The sequence below is a fragment of the Nostoc sp. 2RC genome (assembly GCF_014222165.1).
In the GTDB taxonomy this organism is placed as follows: Bacteria; Cyanobacteriota; Cyanobacteriia; order Cyanobacteriales; family Nostocaceae; genus Nostoc; species Nostoc linckia.
Genome location: NZ_JACKZU010000033.1, coordinates 17,783 through 34,473, shown reverse-complemented (window position 1 = coordinate 34,473; position 16,691 = coordinate 17,783). Strand labels below are relative to the sequence as shown.

The 16,691-nt window shown below is 39.3% G+C and carries 12 protein-coding genes; 8 read left to right on the top strand and 4 right to left on the bottom strand.

What is annotated here, in order from left to right; translation table 11 throughout:
* The first annotated feature begins 1,580 nt into the window (after positions 1-1,580).
* From GNE10_RS06255 to GNE10_RS06230, 6 genes are all read left to right on the top strand, one after another.
* Positions 1,581-1,964: a multidrug efflux SMR transporter gene (locus GNE10_RS06255; protein WP_099067114.1), complete on the top strand. Its 384-nt coding sequence runs from the start codon at positions 1,581-1,583 to the stop codon at positions 1,962-1,964.
* 35 nt (positions 1,965-1,999) lie between these two features.
* Complete coding sequence (locus GNE10_RS06250) at positions 2,000-2,356, top strand: EamA family transporter (RefSeq protein ID WP_099067113.1); 357 nt, start codon at positions 2,000-2,002, stop codon at positions 2,354-2,356.
* 75 nt (positions 2,357-2,431) lie between these two features.
* Complete coding sequence (locus GNE10_RS06245; RefSeq protein WP_185564124.1) at positions 2,432-3,736, top strand: NAD(P)/FAD-dependent oxidoreductase; 1,305 nt, start codon at positions 2,432-2,434, stop codon at positions 3,734-3,736.
* A 43-nt stretch (positions 3,737-3,779) separates the two neighbouring features.
* On the top strand, positions 3,780-4,604 hold the full coding sequence (locus GNE10_RS06240; RefSeq protein ID WP_185564123.1) for a glycosyltransferase family 2 protein: 825 nt from the start codon (positions 3,780-3,782) through the stop codon (positions 4,602-4,604).
* A 445-nt stretch (positions 4,605-5,049) separates the two neighbouring features.
* Positions 5,050-6,522 carry a TldD/PmbA family protein gene (locus GNE10_RS06235; RefSeq protein WP_185564122.1) on the top strand — a complete coding sequence of 491 codons (1,473 nt, stop codon included), beginning with the start codon at positions 5,050-5,052 and terminating at the stop codon, positions 6,520-6,522.
* 221 nt (positions 6,523-6,743) lie between these two features.
* Positions 6,744-8,084 (top strand): TldD/PmbA family protein, encoded by a 1,341-nt coding sequence (locus GNE10_RS06230; RefSeq protein ID WP_185564121.1) that lies wholly within the window; start codon positions 6,744-6,746, stop codon positions 8,082-8,084.
* Positions 8,085-8,204: 120 nt separating this feature from the next.
* On the opposite strand, the gene GNE10_RS06225 is transcribed toward GNE10_RS06230, so the two are convergent.
* Positions 8,205-8,645, bottom strand: coding sequence for a pentapeptide repeat-containing protein (locus GNE10_RS06225; protein WP_185564120.1), 441 nt, complete (start codon positions 8,643-8,645; stop codon positions 8,205-8,207).
* A gap of 279 nt (positions 8,646-8,924) precedes the next feature.
* On the opposite strand from GNE10_RS06225, the gene GNE10_RS06220 reads away from it, so the two are divergent.
* Positions 8,925-9,500, top strand: a complete 576-nt coding sequence (locus tag GNE10_RS06220) for a Uma2 family endonuclease (protein ID WP_185564119.1) — start codon at positions 8,925-8,927, stop codon at positions 9,498-9,500.
* Here the strand turns inward: GNE10_RS06220 and GNE10_RS06215 are convergent.
* The 3 genes from GNE10_RS06215 to GNE10_RS35780 all read right to left on the bottom strand — a co-directional run bounded on the left by GNE10_RS06215 (position 9,497) and on the right by GNE10_RS35780 (position 13,100).
* Entirely contained in the window at positions 9,497-10,612 is a 1,116-nt protein-coding gene (locus tag GNE10_RS06215; protein WP_185564118.1) for an aspartate carbamoyltransferase catalytic subunit, read from the bottom strand. The two genes, GNE10_RS06220 and GNE10_RS06215, sit on opposite strands and share 4 nt — an antisense overlap.
* Positions 10,613-10,890: 278 nt before the next feature.
* The gene (gene mgtE, locus GNE10_RS06210) at positions 10,891-12,243 is read right to left on the bottom strand and encodes a magnesium transporter (RefSeq protein ID WP_185564117.1); all 1,353 of its coding nucleotides are present in this window, start codon (positions 12,241-12,243) and stop codon (positions 10,891-10,893) included.
* Positions 12,244-12,965: 722 nt separating this feature from the next.
* Positions 12,966-13,100 (bottom strand): hypothetical protein, encoded by a 135-nt coding sequence (locus GNE10_RS35780; protein ID WP_255264324.1) that lies wholly within the window; start codon positions 13,098-13,100, stop codon positions 12,966-12,968.
* Positions 13,101-13,465: 365 nt separating this feature from the next.
* Between GNE10_RS35780 and GNE10_RS06205 the strand changes: the two genes are divergently transcribed.
* Entirely contained in the window at positions 13,466-16,678 is a 3,213-nt protein-coding gene (locus GNE10_RS06205; RefSeq protein ID WP_185564116.1) for a glycoside hydrolase family 15 protein, read from the top strand.
* The last annotated feature ends 13 nt before the right edge of the window (positions 16,679-16,691 follow it).

Here is a 16,691-nt window from a genome sequence, read left to right as displayed (position 1 = left end):
GCAGGTAATGTCGGTTTCTTCTTATAACTTTATTTTAGAAGCTCTTTTCTATGCAGCTTCATATTAAATTGGTATTATAATTTATTTATCTTTGAACATAACTTTTAATTTCTGCAAATGTATTACCGAAAAAGCATCTTATAAATATACAGCTTTGAAGAAATCAAAATTTACATAGCAAATAGATCTACGCGGTTTATTCTAAAGTTGATTATTTTGCTTTTTTCCTTAGCACTTTGACAAGACTCTGCGATCTGGACTCACAAATCAAAGTTTCTCTTGCTTCCAATGTGCCATGTACTATGGTTGATTTCAGGTAAATTCCTGATGTAACCCACTACCAATAGTCAAAAGGTTTTTTATCCTACTGCGTATTACATTCTTCAAGCTGGTCTAGTGTATAAAGTTTTTGTTTAGATAGATTTTGGCAAGGTAAATTTTTGATGTGGAATTGCCTTTTATACAAGTTTCGACAGTCAAAAGCCAAGAAATATACATAATTTAGCAAGTAAAAATTTATAAAGAATATACCGCCTATTTTATGAAGTTTCTGTTTAAGCAGATTTTCAGCAAGTAAATTTTTCATGAAGTATGGCGATAAATTTGCAACATTCTTTTCTCGTGGTATTCTAGTAAGTAATTACATGTAGCAAGAACTTTTGAGAAACAACTCTAGTTAAAACTATATGTAGTAATCGATAAAAATCAACTAAAATCAATCAAAGGCAATACTCACAATGTAAAAATACTCCCATCAATTTCAACATCTGTGAACTCCAATTATTTCCGCCGACTATAGTCTAGCTTTAGACTAACCTCTACTATCATCAAAGCTTGACTTGGGATATTAAGTAAAGTTGCGATAAAACTCTAAAGAAACGCATCTATTTTAAGATCCTGCTCTAGAGCCTAAGAAATTTTGCTAGATATTCTATTAAATGTCCAAATAAAGCAAGTAAGCAAATTCAGCGAATTAGTTTCCAGCCTAACTCACAACTATATCTGTGAGTTTAAAGATACTTTATATAGACGAAGGAAAAATTAATAAACTCTCCACTCACAAGCAAATTGAAGACAATTATTAATTTAAGTAAGTTCTGAAATATAAAGTTAATCGGTTGACAATTTCAGTGGTGTATTCAACTAAATTTCTACAAGAAGATACCTACAACTGATGAAACTTAATCAATGGATTGATAAAAATTTTGGCAATCTGTGTTTACTGGTCTAAATGTTAAGAATGAGTATCCTCTCCAAGCTTAGCGATCGCCAATTGGTAAACTCAATCTAGGACAAACTTTTAGTGTACTTCATATACTATGTGACCTTTGTCTAATAATAGTCCGGAAGTATAACTAGGTGGCTTGATACAGCAAGTGTCTGATATCCAAAGTCAACATTATTTGGTTTTAAACTTTTAGGACATGAACTTCAATGGTCATTTTGATCTCAGTCCCTTCATAACTCTCTAAATTCTATTTGCTATTTGCTGAAGTGAGAGTTCAAATTGTTGAGAAGGTGTGACCGAAATCCAAAATTTTTAAGTTCATACTTATTATTACCATTGAGGTAAATCTATTATGAAATCTATATTACAAAATTCTCGCTTTCAAATAACATCGTATATTATCTTACTTGTTAGCATTCTATTTAGTATTTCCGGGCAATTGCTGATGAAGCATACCATGACCAATAGCCATCAAGGACTATTAAATTGGGAATTTCTTCAACAATTAGCATTATCTATAACTGTCTATTGTTTAGCAATAGTCACTTGGATATTAGCTTTACGCAACGTCAAATTAAGTATTGCCTATCCCGTAACTAGCTTAAATTACGTCGGCATACTTTTAGGCTCGTATTATTTTTTTAATGAAGTAATTACAATAACTCGAATAATAGGAGTACTCACGATTTTCGCTGGTGTTCTTCTAGTGGTTATTCCTATAAAAAAATCCCAATAATCTTATAGTAATTTATCGAAATCAAGTATTAAAAAATGGACATCATTAACTCGCTAAATTTAATGCTTGTAGTTTTGTTTGGAACAGTGGCTAATGTATCGCTAAAGTACGGGCTTTACATAACCAACTCTAACAAAGAAGGAAGCGCATCCATCCGCAATTTGATATTTTCTCGCTATTTTGCAATTTGGTTCATTTGCTACGGTTTTATGACATTATTGTGGCTTTATGTATTGCGGACAGTTCCTTTGAGCCAAGCATTTCCAGTTTTGGGATTAATGTACGCACTTATACCTATTGCTTCTTACTATCTTCTCAGAGAGAAGGTCGTATTGAGCCAGTGGCTAGGAATTTCAATTATTATCACTGGTGTAATTCTTGTAGTACATTGATAGCTCAATTAGCTATGAAAGTGAACAACATTAAAAGATAAATTTGAACAACATTCCCTAGAAAAATTTAAGTTTATGAAAATAGGCATCATTGGCGGAGGAATAACTGGCCTAGTATTAGCCCAACGTCTTTCACACCAAGGAAATATAGTAACTGTTTTTGATAATAACAATCAACTTGGTGGACTTACCACCTATCATGATTACGGGTTATTTACCTGGGATCGTTTTTATCACGTTATTTTACCTTCTGATACTCATTTAATAAATTTTATTAGAGATATTGGTCTTGGAGATAAACTACGTTGGCATCGTAGTTTAACAGGATTTTATGATAATAAGAAATTTTATTCTATCAGTAACGCTATAGAATTTCTACGCTTCCCTTTGTTTGGGTTGATGGGAAAAATTAGATTAGCCTTTACTCTTTTATACGGCTCGCGCATCAATAATTGGCAGAGTTTAGAAAAGATTTTAGTTGAAGATTGGCTGTTAAAACTGGGTGGAAAAAATACATACGAAAAGCTGTGGAAACCCTTGCTTCTATCAAAATTAGGAGAAAATTATAAACGAATCTCAGCTGTTTTTATTTGGGCTTACATTAGAAGATTATTTTCAGCGCGGGATTCTTCATTGAGTAAAGAACAACTTGGTTATGTTTCTGGCGGTTATAAAACTGTAATAGACCGTTTAGAAGAATTAATTAAGGCGACTGGAGGTCAGATTTGTACAAGTACTGCGGTGGAGTATATTGCACCTGCTCAAGAAGGTGGAATCTGGGTAGAATTTCAAGGTAAAAAAGAACATTTTGACAAGGTCATATTTACTGGCCCAGTTAATGTTCTGCAACAGGTTGTTGCAAATGACCTAGTGAAAGTTTCCCAAACTCGTGAAACAGTAGAGTACCTTGGTGTAATTTGCATGACACTAATTACTCGCAAGCCTTTAATTCCTTATTATGTAGTTAATATTGCCGATAGAAATATTCCTTTTACTGGAGTTATCGGTATGAGTAACTTAGTTTCATTGGAAGAAACGGCAGGATATCACATGACATTCCTACCAAAATATATACTTTCTACCGATCCCTTGTTAAAACAGCCAGAAGAAGAATTGCGGCAATTATTTTTCCAAGGAATACGTTTGATGTTCCCAGAACTCAAACAAGATGACATCGTAGCAGCACACATAAATAGAGCGATTAAAGTACAGCCGCTACAAGTTTTAAACTACTCAAGTCTTGTTCCCAAGGTAAGCACAGAAAATGCTGATTTTTTTGTTGTGAATACATCACAGTTCGTGAATGATAGCGTCAACAACAACGCAGTGGTCAGACACGTTGATGAATTTCTCAAAAAATCAACATTACTAAATTCTTAAAATCTGAGTACTGGTATTTTCCAAATTACACGAGGCATTATTTATGAGTCTTTTTGTTCTTTTACCCGCATACAACGAAGAAGAATCAATTCCACCATTGTTCAAAAGATTTCAGGAATTGCAGGAAATCTCGAAGATGAATATCCAACTGATTTTAGTTGATGATGGCAGTAGCGATCGCACTGCTGATACTGCCATAGCAGAAGCTCAATCCTTGGGCATATCGCTGAAATTAGTACAACATTCCAAAAATGCTGGTTTAGGTCAAGCAATTAAAACAGGCTTCACAACTTTCTTAGAAATTTCTCAAGAAGGTGATTTTTTAGCAGCTATGGACTGTGATGATACTCAACCACCAGAATTGTTAATTAAAATGTATGATACCACCATCGCTGGTGGTTATGATATTGCCATCGCATCTAGATATCGCAAAGGCTCTAAAGTCATCGGCTTATCAAAATTTAGAGAGTTCATGAGCTACGGAGCAAGCTGGCTATTTAGAATTGCAGCCCGCGTACCAGGTGTTAGAGACTACACTTGTGGTTATAGACTGTATAACCGTACTTTGCTCAGTAGACTTGATGCCTATTATGGTGAAAATCTTTTCACAGAAAGCGGATTTGCTTGCATGATAGATTTACTACTCAAAGCTAAAGTGTTCAAACCTAGAATAGTAGAAATTCCAATGGTTTTGAGATACGATCAAAAGCCCACTGCCAGCAAAATGAAAGTCCTGAAAACCATTGTTCGCACCCTCAATGTTTTGTTTAAAAACATATCTTCCACAAGACCAGCCCCCAATTTAGAACAAACTTTTGACGGTCAACAAACAGTGAAAATTCCTTTGAAAATCGCAAATCGTAAATAAACCTGACGAAGAGAATCTGGATTCAATTAAACTTATCAGCAAAGAAAATTACATATTTTGTAGGAATTATAATTCCTAATTAGCAATTGTAACTTCATACCTGTTGGTATTTTTGTAGCTCTTTTGGCGAACAAAAGTACAAATTAAATATAAATAAGTGCATCTCGTTTATTTGAACCATAATCTCCTCAAGGGGCGTACAAATGTATGTACGTCCCTTGATAGTTTATTCTTTCTTTGTGTTCTACCCTGCCTTAAGCCACTTCTCTACGAAACTGTCTATGGGCCCTTTGTGGTTCCTCGTATCATTTAAATGGAAATCCCTGAATAGGAGGGAAATCCACACTACCTGACTGCCAACTGTGGCTTTCCCTCATTTGTTAGACTGAACACACCAGGATTTTTCAGTCAAACCTCTGAATTACGCCAGCAGACGAGGCTACCCATGCTTACAAGTACGCTACTTCTCTCGAATCAACTTCCCACTCTACAATATTCTTCCACCCCAGAGCGTTTCGATGAAACCTGGGAAGCCCCACTGGCTACCCTCCTGGGACTAGGACGCGCCGCTGGTGCTGACTTCATTGAATTCTTCTTAGAACGTCGTAACTACATTAGTTCTCTTGCAGAAGACGACGCCATCACCAGTATTTCACCGAGTTTGTCTACAGGCGCGGGAGTCAGAGTCTTTCGCGGTAAAGCTGACTGCTACGTCAGTACCAATAACCTTTCTTTTTCGGGTTTGAAAGCAGCCTTAGAAAAAGGTCTTTCGATTTTAGGGTTACACTTACCCGCACCTAGTTCCTTCATTCCAGAAATCAACCTCGAATTACTGAGAGATTACGCCAGCAAAAGAGGCAAAGATGCCTGGTTACCGGCGTGTAGTTCCATCCGCGAAATGGGAGAAGTCCTTTTAGATGGCACTGCTTACCTGAAACAAAAAGCCAGCCATGTGCAATCACGGCGTGCTAGTTATTTTCGAGATTGGCAAGAAGTTCTAGTGGCCGCCAGCGATGGTACTTTTGCCCGTGACATCCGCCTCACTCAATCAGTAGGCTTTAACTTGTTGTGTGCCGATGGTGCTAATCGTACCTCAATTGGCGATCGCGCCGGCAACACCAGCGATGCCAACTTCCTCAGAACCTGGGATTATCAACAAGCTGCTGAAAAAATCGCAGAATCCGCTGGTAAAATGCTCTATGCAGATTACGTGGAATCAGGAACTTATCCTATTATTATGGCCAATCACTTTGGCGGCGTAATCTTCCACGAAGCCTGCGGACACCTCCTAGAAACAACTCAAATTGAACGCAATACCTCTCCCTTTGCTGATAAAAAAGGCGAAAAAATTGCCCACGAAAGTTTAACAGCTTGGGATGAAGGACGTTCTGATAATGCCTTCGGCACAATTGATATGGATGACGAAGGTATGCCCGCCCAAAGAACCCTATTAATTGAAAAAGGCGTTCTCAAAAACTTTTTAGCAGATAGAACAGGTTCCACACTCACCGGACACCCCAGAACGGGAAGCGGACGCCGCCAAAACTACACCTTTGCCGCCGCTAGCCGGATGCGTAACACTTATATTGATTCTGGCGACTACACCATTGAAGATATATTTGCCTCTATAGATAAAGGCATTTACTGTAAAAAAATGGGTGGCGGTAGTGTTGGTGCTACAGGTCAATTTAACTTTGGTGTTGATGAAGCTTATTTGATTGAAAATGGCAAAATTACCAAGCCATTAAAAGGAGCAATTCTGATTGGTGAAGCCACAGAAATTATGAATAAAATTTCCATGTGTTCCCAAGATTTAGAAATTGCCCCAGGTTTTTGTGGTTCCGTTAGCGGCAGTATTTACACCACAGTCGGACAACCACACATCAAAGTTGATTCTATTACTGTAGGCGGAAGATAAGAATTTGGAATTTTAGATTTTGATTTTGGATTTTCAACCAGCCAAAACTACATCTAATTCTGCATAATTTAAACTCTATCTTTCTTGTGGTGCGGGCATCTTACCCGCCCAAAATATGAGAGTTTTATGTGCAATACCTTAAAATCCAAAATCCTAAATCTAATATTCAAAATTAAATCTCCGTCAATCTAAAATCTAAAATCCAAAATCTAAAATTGGTCATGCCGAATATCAATGAAATTGCAAATTACGCCAAGGAAAATGCTGATAAACTTGGCATCAAAAAATTTGACATCTACGGCTCAACAGTGGATGATACCAGTGTGCAAGTAGATAAAGGAGAGCCAAAACAAGTCAAAGCTTCAAATCGCTCTGGTGTTACCGTTCGTGTCTGGAATGAAGATAATACAATGGGTGTCACCAGCACCACAGACGTAGACCCCAAAGGATTAGAATTAGCTTTGAAAACTGCCTACGAAGCAAGTTTTTTTGGTGTTAAAGAAAATGTCCCTGATTTTAGCCCAGAAGCCACTATTCCTATTCCCGATAAACCTGAAAATAAAATACCCCAAGTACCCGTAGCTGAACTGATAGAAAAACTATTGGTAGCTGAAAAAGAATTATTGACAGCCCATCCAGCAATTAAAGGTGTACCGTATAATAGTTTAGCCCAAAGAGATATTGATAGATTTTATCTCAATAGCGACGGTGCCCTAAGAAAGGAATCTCATTCTTTAGCATCAATTTATCTTTACAGCAAAACAGAAGAAGAAGGGAAAAAACCTCGCAGTGCAGGTGCTTTTAGAATCGACCATAGTTTAGATAAACTAGACATCAATGGTTGCATCAAAGAAACCGCAGATAAAACTATTAGCCACTTGAATTATGAAAAAATTACCAGTGGTAAATATCGAATAGTTTTTTCACCAGAAGCTTTTTTAAGTTTGTTGGGGGCTTTTTCTAACTTATTTAATGCCCAAAGTATTTTGGATAAACAAAGTTTATCTACTCCTGAAGATATAGGTAAGCAAATTGCTTCTCCTCTGCTTTCGGTTTATGACGATGCACTACATCCAGCTAACATAGGTGCAGAAAGTTTTGATGGTGAAGGTACTCCCACTCGTCAAACTTCGCTCATTGAAAATGGCATTTTGAAAAGCTTTCTCCATAGTGCCGGCACTGCCAAAAGGTTAAATGCTCAACCTACAGGTAACGCCAGCATTGGGGCAAAAGTCAGCGTCAGTCCGAATTTTTATCACGTTTTTACAACAGCAACCCCTGAGGAACAATTCAGCTTAGAAACTGCGGAAAACGTGATTTTGATTGATGATGTCCGCGCCCTCCATGCAGGAGTAAAATCTCTCCAAGGTTCGTTTTCTTTGCCGTTTGATGGTTGGTTAGTTAACAAAGGTGTGAAGACTAGTATTGAGTCAGCAACCATAGCCGGCGATTTCTTGGAACTCTTGAAGTCAATTATTTACATAGAAAAAGAGGTGGAGTTAACACCAGCAGGAATTTGTCCCAGAATTTGGGTTAATGAACTAGCGATTACTGGGGAATAAATTTGAGAATTTAGATTTTGGATTTTGGATTGTATGGCCAGGGACTCGGTAAAAAGTCTTTGTATTAAAAAGTGACACTGCTATTACATACAAAATCCAAAATCCAAAATCCAAAATTGATTAATATTCACCACCAACACTAATAGCAGTATTAAACACATCAGCACCAGTTAAATCGATATTAGCTAAAATAGCCCCATCGACCTCGGCATTATATAAGTGGGCATTAGTAAAATCAACATTGGTGAGATTAGCATTATTGAGGCTAGTACCGCTAACAAAGGCATCTGTGAGATTAGCAGAACTCAAATTAGCACCAGTTAAATCAGCACCTTCCAAATTCGCACCTTCTAAATTTGCATTCTTCAAGTTTGCGTTTCTCAAGTCAACCCCTATGAGATGAGCGCCTTTGAGATTTGCTCCTGTTAAATCGCATCCAAAACATTCTCTAGTTTCCAGCAAACGCCGGACAGGGGCGGAGTTTTCAGCTTTGACGGAAATAGGAGCAGCAAAAGATAGCGTAGTGAGTAAAGCTGCTGCCGTCAAAAATATTGGTTTCATATTTATTTACCTCCGACACTACTAAAAGTCATGCAATTCTTGACTTCTATACTTAAATTTTCCCAAAATGATATGGTTGCGTCTTCATGCGATGGGAATAATAGAAAATTTCTCTGAGATTATGTATTTTGTCCTAAAATAATCCTATGGGATTAAAATCAAAAGATTGTTATCAATAACTTTAGGCATATATAATCCAAAATAATTGGTGAAAATTAGGGCATCTAAACACCGTAAATTTTCGCAAAATCGTCAGTAGCCACTATTGCAATTCACTTTATGGTTACCACCTCATTGACATTAAACCTAGACACCGTTCACCTCACAGACGAACAGTTCTATCAGTTATGTCAAAATAACCGCCAGTTGCAATTTGAACGAACGGCTAAGGGAGAATTGATAATTATGCCGCCTGTTGGAGGAGAAAGTGGTAACCGTGAAGCCGACTTAATTATTGATTTGGGCATCTGTAATCGGCAAACTGCTCTCGGTTATACTTTTAGCTCCTCTACTATATTTAAATTACCCAATGGAGCAGACCGTTCTCCTGATGCCGCTTGGATTCAACGAGAACGTTGGGAAGCACTCACTCCGGAACAAAGACGTAAATTTCCCCCCATTGCACCGGATTTTGTCATTGAATTAAGGTCAGCAACAGATGATTTACAAATGCTGCGTCAGAAAATGCAAGAATATCTCGATGCAGGCGTCAAATTAGGATGGTTAATTAATCCTCAACAGCAGCAAGTAGAAATTTACTGCCAAGGACAAAACGTAGAAGTGCGAAATCTACCCACAGAATTATCGGGTGAAAATGTATTGCCAGGATTTAACTTGATTTTGTCTTGTTATTAAGCTTTACCACTACCCAACAAATACAGCAAGGCCATCCGAACAGCAACACCACTGGTAACCTGCGATTGAATGAGACTAAATTCCGGGTCATCCATTAACTCAGAACTAATTTCCACACCACGGTTTACTGGCCCTGGATGCAAAACTTTAACATGAGGTTTACAAAGTTGCAGCTTTGTGCGTGTGATGCCAAATAGTTGATGATATTCTCGCAAACTCGGCAATAAATGAGCAGTCATTCGTTCCTTTTGCAAGCGCAAAGTCATCACAAAATCGGCGTCTTGTAAAGCTGGTTCTAGTTGCCAATGAAGAAATAATTGGGAAGAAGACGCGGAGAGTGGGGGACGCGGGGACACGGAGAAATTTTCATTTTTATTCACCACGTTGTTGTATGCTTGTGTCTGTGTATCCTCTTCATTCCCCGTGTCCCCGCGTCCCCGTGTCCCCGCGTCCTCTTCCAAGATATATTCGGCGAATAACTTCGGTAAAAGCGTGGGTGGTGCAGCGAGGTGTACTTGGGCACCACTGGCGATGAAACTCCAGATATTCGATCGCGCCACACGAGAATGCAAAATATCCCCAACGATCGCAATTTTTTTACCCTGTAAAAGTTCCAGTCGCGGATGATTGGTGTCAATTAAACTACAAATGGTAAATAAATCTAGCAGTGCTTGGGAAGGATGTTCGTGTTGACCATCACCAGCATTCAGAACGCTAACTTTTACACCTAAACGATCCATTTCAGCAGCGATGGCATTTGGTACTCCCGCCTCCTTATGCCGGACTACCATAATATCGGTGCCCATAGCCAAATAAGTCTTGGCTGTGTCGAGAATTGTTTCTCCTTTGGTCATGGAAGACGTAGCTGCGGCAAAGTTCAATGTATCCGCACTCAAGCGTTTAGCAGCAAGTTCAAAACTGCTCCGGGTGCGGGTAGAAGGTTCAAAAAATAAATTTGCCACCACTTGTCCCTGCAAAGTTGGTACCTTCTTCGTCCGCCGCGATAGCACCTCTTGAAAAGATGCAGCAGTTTGCAAAACTGTATCGTATTCAGCCGGTTTGAAGTCAGCGAGGGAAAGAACGTGGTGACGATTCCAGGTTGTTGTAGGCATATTCTAATATTGGGCATGAGGCATGGGGCATAGGGCATGGGAAATGGGGATGATGGAGCAGGGGAAAAGGTTAAAGGGAAAAGGGAAAAGGAATAAATTTAATCTTTCACCTTTTCCCCGGTTGGTGAACTTGCCTGTCCTGAGCTTTGTCGTTGGCGTTGGCGAAGCCTCTCGTAGAGAAGCCTCTCGTAGAGAAGGGTCGAACCATACCCCTTTCCCTTTCCCCATACATATCCATACCCAATGCCCAATGCCCAATGTCCAATGCCCCAATCCCCTCATATTGGTAAGTGAAAAACGTTTAAAGCTACAGAAATTAGGCTCAGGAATGTTAAAAATCCAATTGTATCTAGCATTGTAGTCACTAATGGGCCGCTAACCAAGGCCGGGTCGAGCTTCAAGCGTTTCAAGGCCATTGGTAGTAAAGTCCCAAGAGTCACGGCCACTATTGTATTTGTTGCCATAACTGTACCGGCAATTAAAGCCACCCATCTTTCTTGGGGTCGCGCCCAAATCAGGGAAAGCAGAATCATCGTTGTGGCTAAAGCGATGGCTGTACCCAAACCAGCGAAAATTTCCTTGCGGAGAATTTTCACAGTGTCTTTGGGTGTCACCTCTCCCACTCCCAAGCCCCGGATGGTCACAGTTAATGCTTGGATTCCTACAGTACCACCGGTATTAGAAAAAATCGGCATGATCACTGCAAGCACCGGCACTGCGGAAATTACAGACTGAAAAGGAGCGATGGCGCTAGCTGCACCAATGTACAAAGCCATGATGCCCAACAGCCAAGGTAAGCGGTTGCGGATGGTGAGTAGAGGAGGGGACAAAGCTCCTTCATCACCACTGACAGCCGCCAATTTTTGAATATCTTGTGTGGCTTCTTCTTCTAAAATATCGATGACATCATCAATGGTGACAATACCCACCAATCGGTCTTCCCGGTCAACTACGGGAATGGCGATTAAGTCGTAGCGCTTCATGATTTGGGCGACTTCTTCTTGGGGGGTTTCGGTTCTCACCTTAATGACGCGATCGCTGGCAATATCTCTGATATAAACATCAGGGAAGGTAAACAACAGCTGGCGCAGTGAAACCACTCTCACCAATGTCCGGTTATCGTCTGTAACGTAGGCGTAGTAAATTGTTTCTTTGTCTTCGTCTTGACGGCGGATTTTACTGAGAGCTTCACCTACTGTTAATCCTTCTCGTAAGCGGACATACTCAGTGGTCATCACTCGTCCAGCAGTGCCTTCTGGATAACCGAGAATTGTGGCTGTGGCTTGTCTTTGTTCTGGACTCAATTCCTTTAACAGCCGTTTAATTACTCCAGCAGGTAATTCATCAAATAATTCTGCTCGTTCATCAGGACTCATGGCTTCTACAAGCTGCGCCACTTGTACATCATGTAGGGAATTAATTAGTTCTTCCTGTACGTCTGTTGGCAGATATTCAAATACATCAATTGCCTGATTTTTGTTGAGTAACCGAAATGCGATCGCTCTTTGTTTTTCAGACAATTGTGCAATATATTCCCCTACATCCACTGGTTGTAACCGATTCAAATCCCATTTCAACTGATTTAAATCGGTAGCATCAATCAGTGCATCCCGGAGTTCCTGTGTGAGCATAATACATACCTCCTAATATCTCCCCCGCGCTGGGAGACTGCCTCACCAGCTCAGAGGAGGTTGATACTGCCATCTTGGGAACTTTGGCCCATAAAATCTCAATAATTCAATATCGATATCCAATCAGGGCATCGCTAGTCATCATCCTAACCCGGAATCGCCATCTCCGGTAGATACTGGGTAATCTTATCGAGAATTTGTGACGTTCTTCACCAGTAACCAACTTCAAGCCTTGATTTTCAGGTAATTTTCGCGTAACTTAAAGTAGATTTTACTACTCTTAGCATCTGTGTCAAGCTAATCAATATTTTTCCTAGTAAACTTGGTGAATTTAGATAATTCAGATAAATCAATTCAAACGTATAATAACAGTATGTTTTTCTAGTCTATCCTGCGGTTACCAAGATTTTTTCAAGCCATAAGCAAGAGGGAATGGCAAAAAAAACTGCCTGAATAATCGGACTTTTTGTTGCTAATTTGAATTATGGATAGGTCAAATTAACATTTAAAGCGGGGCTGGCTGGCCACGATATTTTAATATGTCCTATTTAAAATTCCTTGATTTTAAAATTTGGCGTTTTCCTATTGCCTAACCCAAGGGCTTTTTGCACAAAATTCAAAGCCTCTTGCATATAAAAAATGAAGAGGCTTGGACAGATGTTTATGACAAAATAAAAAACTAAGTTTGCTTGAGGTAACAATGGAGATTTTCTAACTTTCACTTACCCAATAGAACGCTTAAGTGAACCATCAGCGTATAGCTCTAGTGGTACTAATTCAATTTTGCCATTAACTTTCACTTGGGAGTAAACTACTTTCACTAACTGAGCATGATTTTCGTTGTAACGCAGAGACATAATTAATCTCCTTAGGGAACTGCAAAAAATAAATTATTCCGGTTAAAGGGTTGACTGTTCACAGTTAACAGTCAACGGTCAACAAATAGCGATGGAATATTTTTTACTTTTTAATTTATCAAAAACAAAATAAATTGAGTATAAAATTATCTCAGTATCAATGAAGATTTGAATAAATTTTGTATTTGAGTCCGACTTCACTAAAATTCAGTACCTAGAGAGCTGTTAACGCGAGATAATAAGAAACTCACACCACCCTGGGCTGTTTCCCATCAACCATTACAAAACTTATTCCAATTAGGTTTAGATTGTTCGCCTCACAGCCACAGCACCGAACTTTGCAAGCTCCTCTGCCAAACAAAATTATGAAAACATCTACCGAATTGCTAACTCGCCTAGAGTATTATTATCAACAAATCAAGACGATTATTCTCACTCGGCAAAATCCAATCACAGGTTTACTACCTGCGAGTACAGCAATTACAGCCCACGGCGATTATACTGATGCCTGGGTGCGAGACAATGTTTACAGTATTTTGGCAGTTTGGGGTTTAGCACTTGCATACCGCAAAATTGACGATCGCCAAGGACATAGTTACGAATTAGAACATAGTGTCATCAAGTTGATGCGCGGGTTACTGTTTGCAATGATGCGGCAAGCTCATAAAGTAGAGAAATTTAAACATACTCAATCTTTACTGGATGGACTGCACGCCAAATACAATACCAGCACAGGAGACATTGTTGTTGGTGATGATGAATGGGGGCATTTACAACTTGATGCCACATCTTTATTTTTACTGATGTTGGCGCAAATGACCGCCACGGGATTGCAAATTATTTATACGATTGATGAAGTTAATTTCGTTCAAAATTTGGTTTACTACATTGGACGAGCTTACCGCACACCAGACTATGGTATTTGGGAACGTGGTAATAAAATTAATCGTGGTAATGCTGAGTTAAATGCCAGTTCCGTAGGCATGGCAAAGGCAGCTTTAGAAGCGATGAATGGATTGGATTTGTTTGGCGTGCATGGTAGTCAAGCATCAGTAATTCATGTGCTACCAGATGAAATTGCCCGCGCTCGTATTACTCTAGAATCACTATTACCTAGAGAATCTGGTTCCAAAGAAATTGACGCGGCATTGTTGAGTATTATTAGTTATCCTGCCTTTGCAGTGGAAGACTTACAACTGCGTCAACGCACTTTAAACGATATTATCAACAAACTTGCGGGTAAATATGGCTGCAAACGTTTTCTACGTGATGGACACCAAACCGTTTTAGAAGACAGCCAACGCTTGCACTACGAACCTTGGGAACTAAAGCAATTCGAGCATATTGAATGCGAATGGCCGTTATTTTTTACTTATTTAGTTTTAGATGGATTATTTTGTGGCAACAAAGAACAAGTTACAAAATACCAAGAACTTTTATCAACATTACTCATCGAACAAAATAATTTATATTTACTGCCAGAACTTTATTATGTTCCAGGACAAAACGTAGAAGCAGAAAGAACAGCACCCCAAACTCAACCCCGTTTACCCAATGAAAATATCCCCTTAGTATGGGCACAAAGTTTATACTTCCTTGGTCAAATGTTGAGTGAAGGATTAATAGCAGTTGGTGATATCGATCCATTAGGCAGACATTTGTGTGTTGGCAAACAACGGGAAGTTTTGGTACAAATTGCTTTGCTAGCAGAAGATGAAGATTTACAAGCCAAATTAGAAGTGCATGGAATTGAAGCCCAAACACCAACCCAAATAGAACCAATCCAGGTGAGAAAAGCTGGCGAACTTTCAGCTATTTATACCCAAATTGGACGAAACACGAAACTTGGTTTAACTGGCCGTCCAGTGCGGCGGTTGCGGAGTTTAACAACATCGAGAATATTTCGGATTCGCAATCAAACAATTGTATTTTTGCCCTCATTTCTCGATTCTCGACAATTTTACTTAACCCTTGATTATCATTTTTTGATAGCTCAAATTAGAAGCGAATTAGCTTACATTCAAAAATATTGGAGCGATTTAGGGCGTCCTATTTTAACTTTAATGTTAACCCACACCATGTTAGAAATAGGTTCTGAGGCATTACTAGAATTGATGCAAGAACTCAAAGATGGAATTTGTAACGGCGTGGGAGTAAAATTAGGGCGGCTAAATCAGTTAATGCTCACAGCTGGAATCCAAAGAATTGATTTTCTCGAAGATGCAGAATTTTCTGTATATCCAGTCAAAAATACCGGACTACGTTGCTATTATCTAGGTTACCATCCTGAAAAAAATTGGCGCTTGGGTCACACTCAAGAATTTCAGATGGAATGTGAAACCAACTTAGGGTTATTGCTTTCTTATTTGCGCTCATCAGAAAATCTTTACGAGCAAATTGAGTTATTACAAACTTTAACTCGTTTGCAAGGAATCGAATTTAATACAGGATATGGCGGCCCTGGAAATACTGTTACCGTAGGGGATTTACTAGATGAAGTCTATACCAAAGCTGGAGATTCAGGCATTTGGGCTGTGGTACGTCGGGCTGCGGGGTTACGCCAGATGGTTGATATCAGCTTATCAGATGCGGTGACAAGTATTTTAGTACAAGGCAAGCAAATCGCTGTGGGCAAAGCATACAGTGAAGCGTCCTTAATTACCGTACCCATGTCCCACGATGAAATTGCTGAGAAAATTAGTAACTTTTGTCGTGAGGATATACGCGATCGCGTCCTTACCCAGGAAATTTTAATTTATCTCGGAGTTCTAATCAAATCTGAACCCGAACTATTTCAAGGACTCCTGACACTGAGAGTCGGCTATCTAATCTTATTAATTACCAGCGAATTAGCACGGGAATTAAATGTCACTCAAGATGAAGCTTATGATTACTTAATGCAACTTGCACCCTTTGAGGTGAAAATGCGCTTGCGTCAGGTATTAACTGCATATACTGGTATGAGTAACTTGTTACGCCAGCAAGAATCATTGCACGTCAAACAAAAAGAAAGCGATATTGCTTGGGTGGTGTCACCAGCAATTTCAGAAGAAATCCAAGTTCCTTCTGGTGGTTGGCGGCGGTTTCGCCAAGGAGAAGGGGGGACGGGGCGGGTACCAAAAGACTTTTTTAAGCAAGTTTGGTTATTAATGCAACATTGCAAAGGTTTGGTAATTGGCGATAAATTAGAGCGTCGCAATCGTTTAGATAGTGAATTAATGTTGTCAGAAATGACAGCAGGAGAAAGAAATTTTGCTTTATTAATTGAGCATCTGCTGAATAAAATCGAAGCTCCAGAATACCGCCAAGTTAATATTGAAGCATTAATGGAATTAGCAGCCATCGCCGCCAATAATCCCCAACTGCAAATCGAAGAATATATAGTATTAGATGTCTTAATCGGTCATGCAGTGCGGTTAGCATGGTTAGAACATTATCCAGAAAAAGGCGATCGCTATGATGAAGATAAAGCCAATGCGTGGCGATCGTTTTATAATACCTCTCCGAGAGATTGTGCTAGCTATATCCTCAAAGCCTTCCGTTTCTTAACAAAATTTGCCGAAGTCAGTGCAATTTAAACATAGACTGTCT

What these genes read in the sequence shown, in the direction of transcription:
- GNE10_RS06240 (WP_185564123.1), top strand. Translation starts at nt 3,780, where the DNA reads ATGAGTCTTTTTGTTCTTTTACCCGCATACAACGAAGAAGAATCAATT.
- GNE10_RS06225 (WP_185564120.1), bottom strand. Translation starts at nt 8,645, where the DNA reads ATGAAACCAATATTTTTGACGGCAGCAGCTTTACTCACTACGCTATCT.
- GNE10_RS06235 (WP_185564122.1), top strand. Translation starts at nt 5,050, where the DNA reads ATGCTTACAAGTACGCTACTTCTCTCGAATCAACTTCCCACTCTACAA.
- GNE10_RS06245 (WP_185564124.1), top strand. Translation starts at nt 2,432, where the DNA reads ATGAAAATAGGCATCATTGGCGGAGGAATAACTGGCCTAGTATTAGCC.
- GNE10_RS06250 (WP_099067113.1), top strand. Translation starts at nt 2,000, where the DNA reads ATGGACATCATTAACTCGCTAAATTTAATGCTTGTAGTTTTGTTTGGA.
- GNE10_RS35780 (WP_255264324.1), bottom strand. Translation starts at nt 13,100, where the DNA reads ATGTCTCTGCGTTACAACGAAAATCATGCTCAGTTAGTGAAAGTAGTT.
- GNE10_RS06230 (WP_185564121.1), top strand. Translation starts at nt 6,744, where the DNA reads ATGCCGAATATCAATGAAATTGCAAATTACGCCAAGGAAAATGCTGAT.
- GNE10_RS06215 (WP_185564118.1), bottom strand. Translation starts at nt 10,612, where the DNA reads ATGCCTACAACAACCTGGAATCGTCACCACGTTCTTTCCCTCGCTGAC.
- GNE10_RS06220 (WP_185564119.1), top strand. Translation starts at nt 8,925, where the DNA reads ATGGTTACCACCTCATTGACATTAAACCTAGACACCGTTCACCTCACA.
- mgtE (WP_185564117.1), bottom strand. Translation starts at nt 12,243, where the DNA reads ATGCTCACACAGGAACTCCGGGATGCACTGATTGATGCTACCGATTTA.
- GNE10_RS06205 (WP_185564116.1), top strand. Translation starts at nt 13,466, where the DNA reads ATGAAAACATCTACCGAATTGCTAACTCGCCTAGAGTATTATTATCAA.
- GNE10_RS06255 (WP_099067114.1), top strand. Translation starts at nt 1,581, where the DNA reads ATGAAATCTATATTACAAAATTCTCGCTTTCAAATAACATCGTATATT.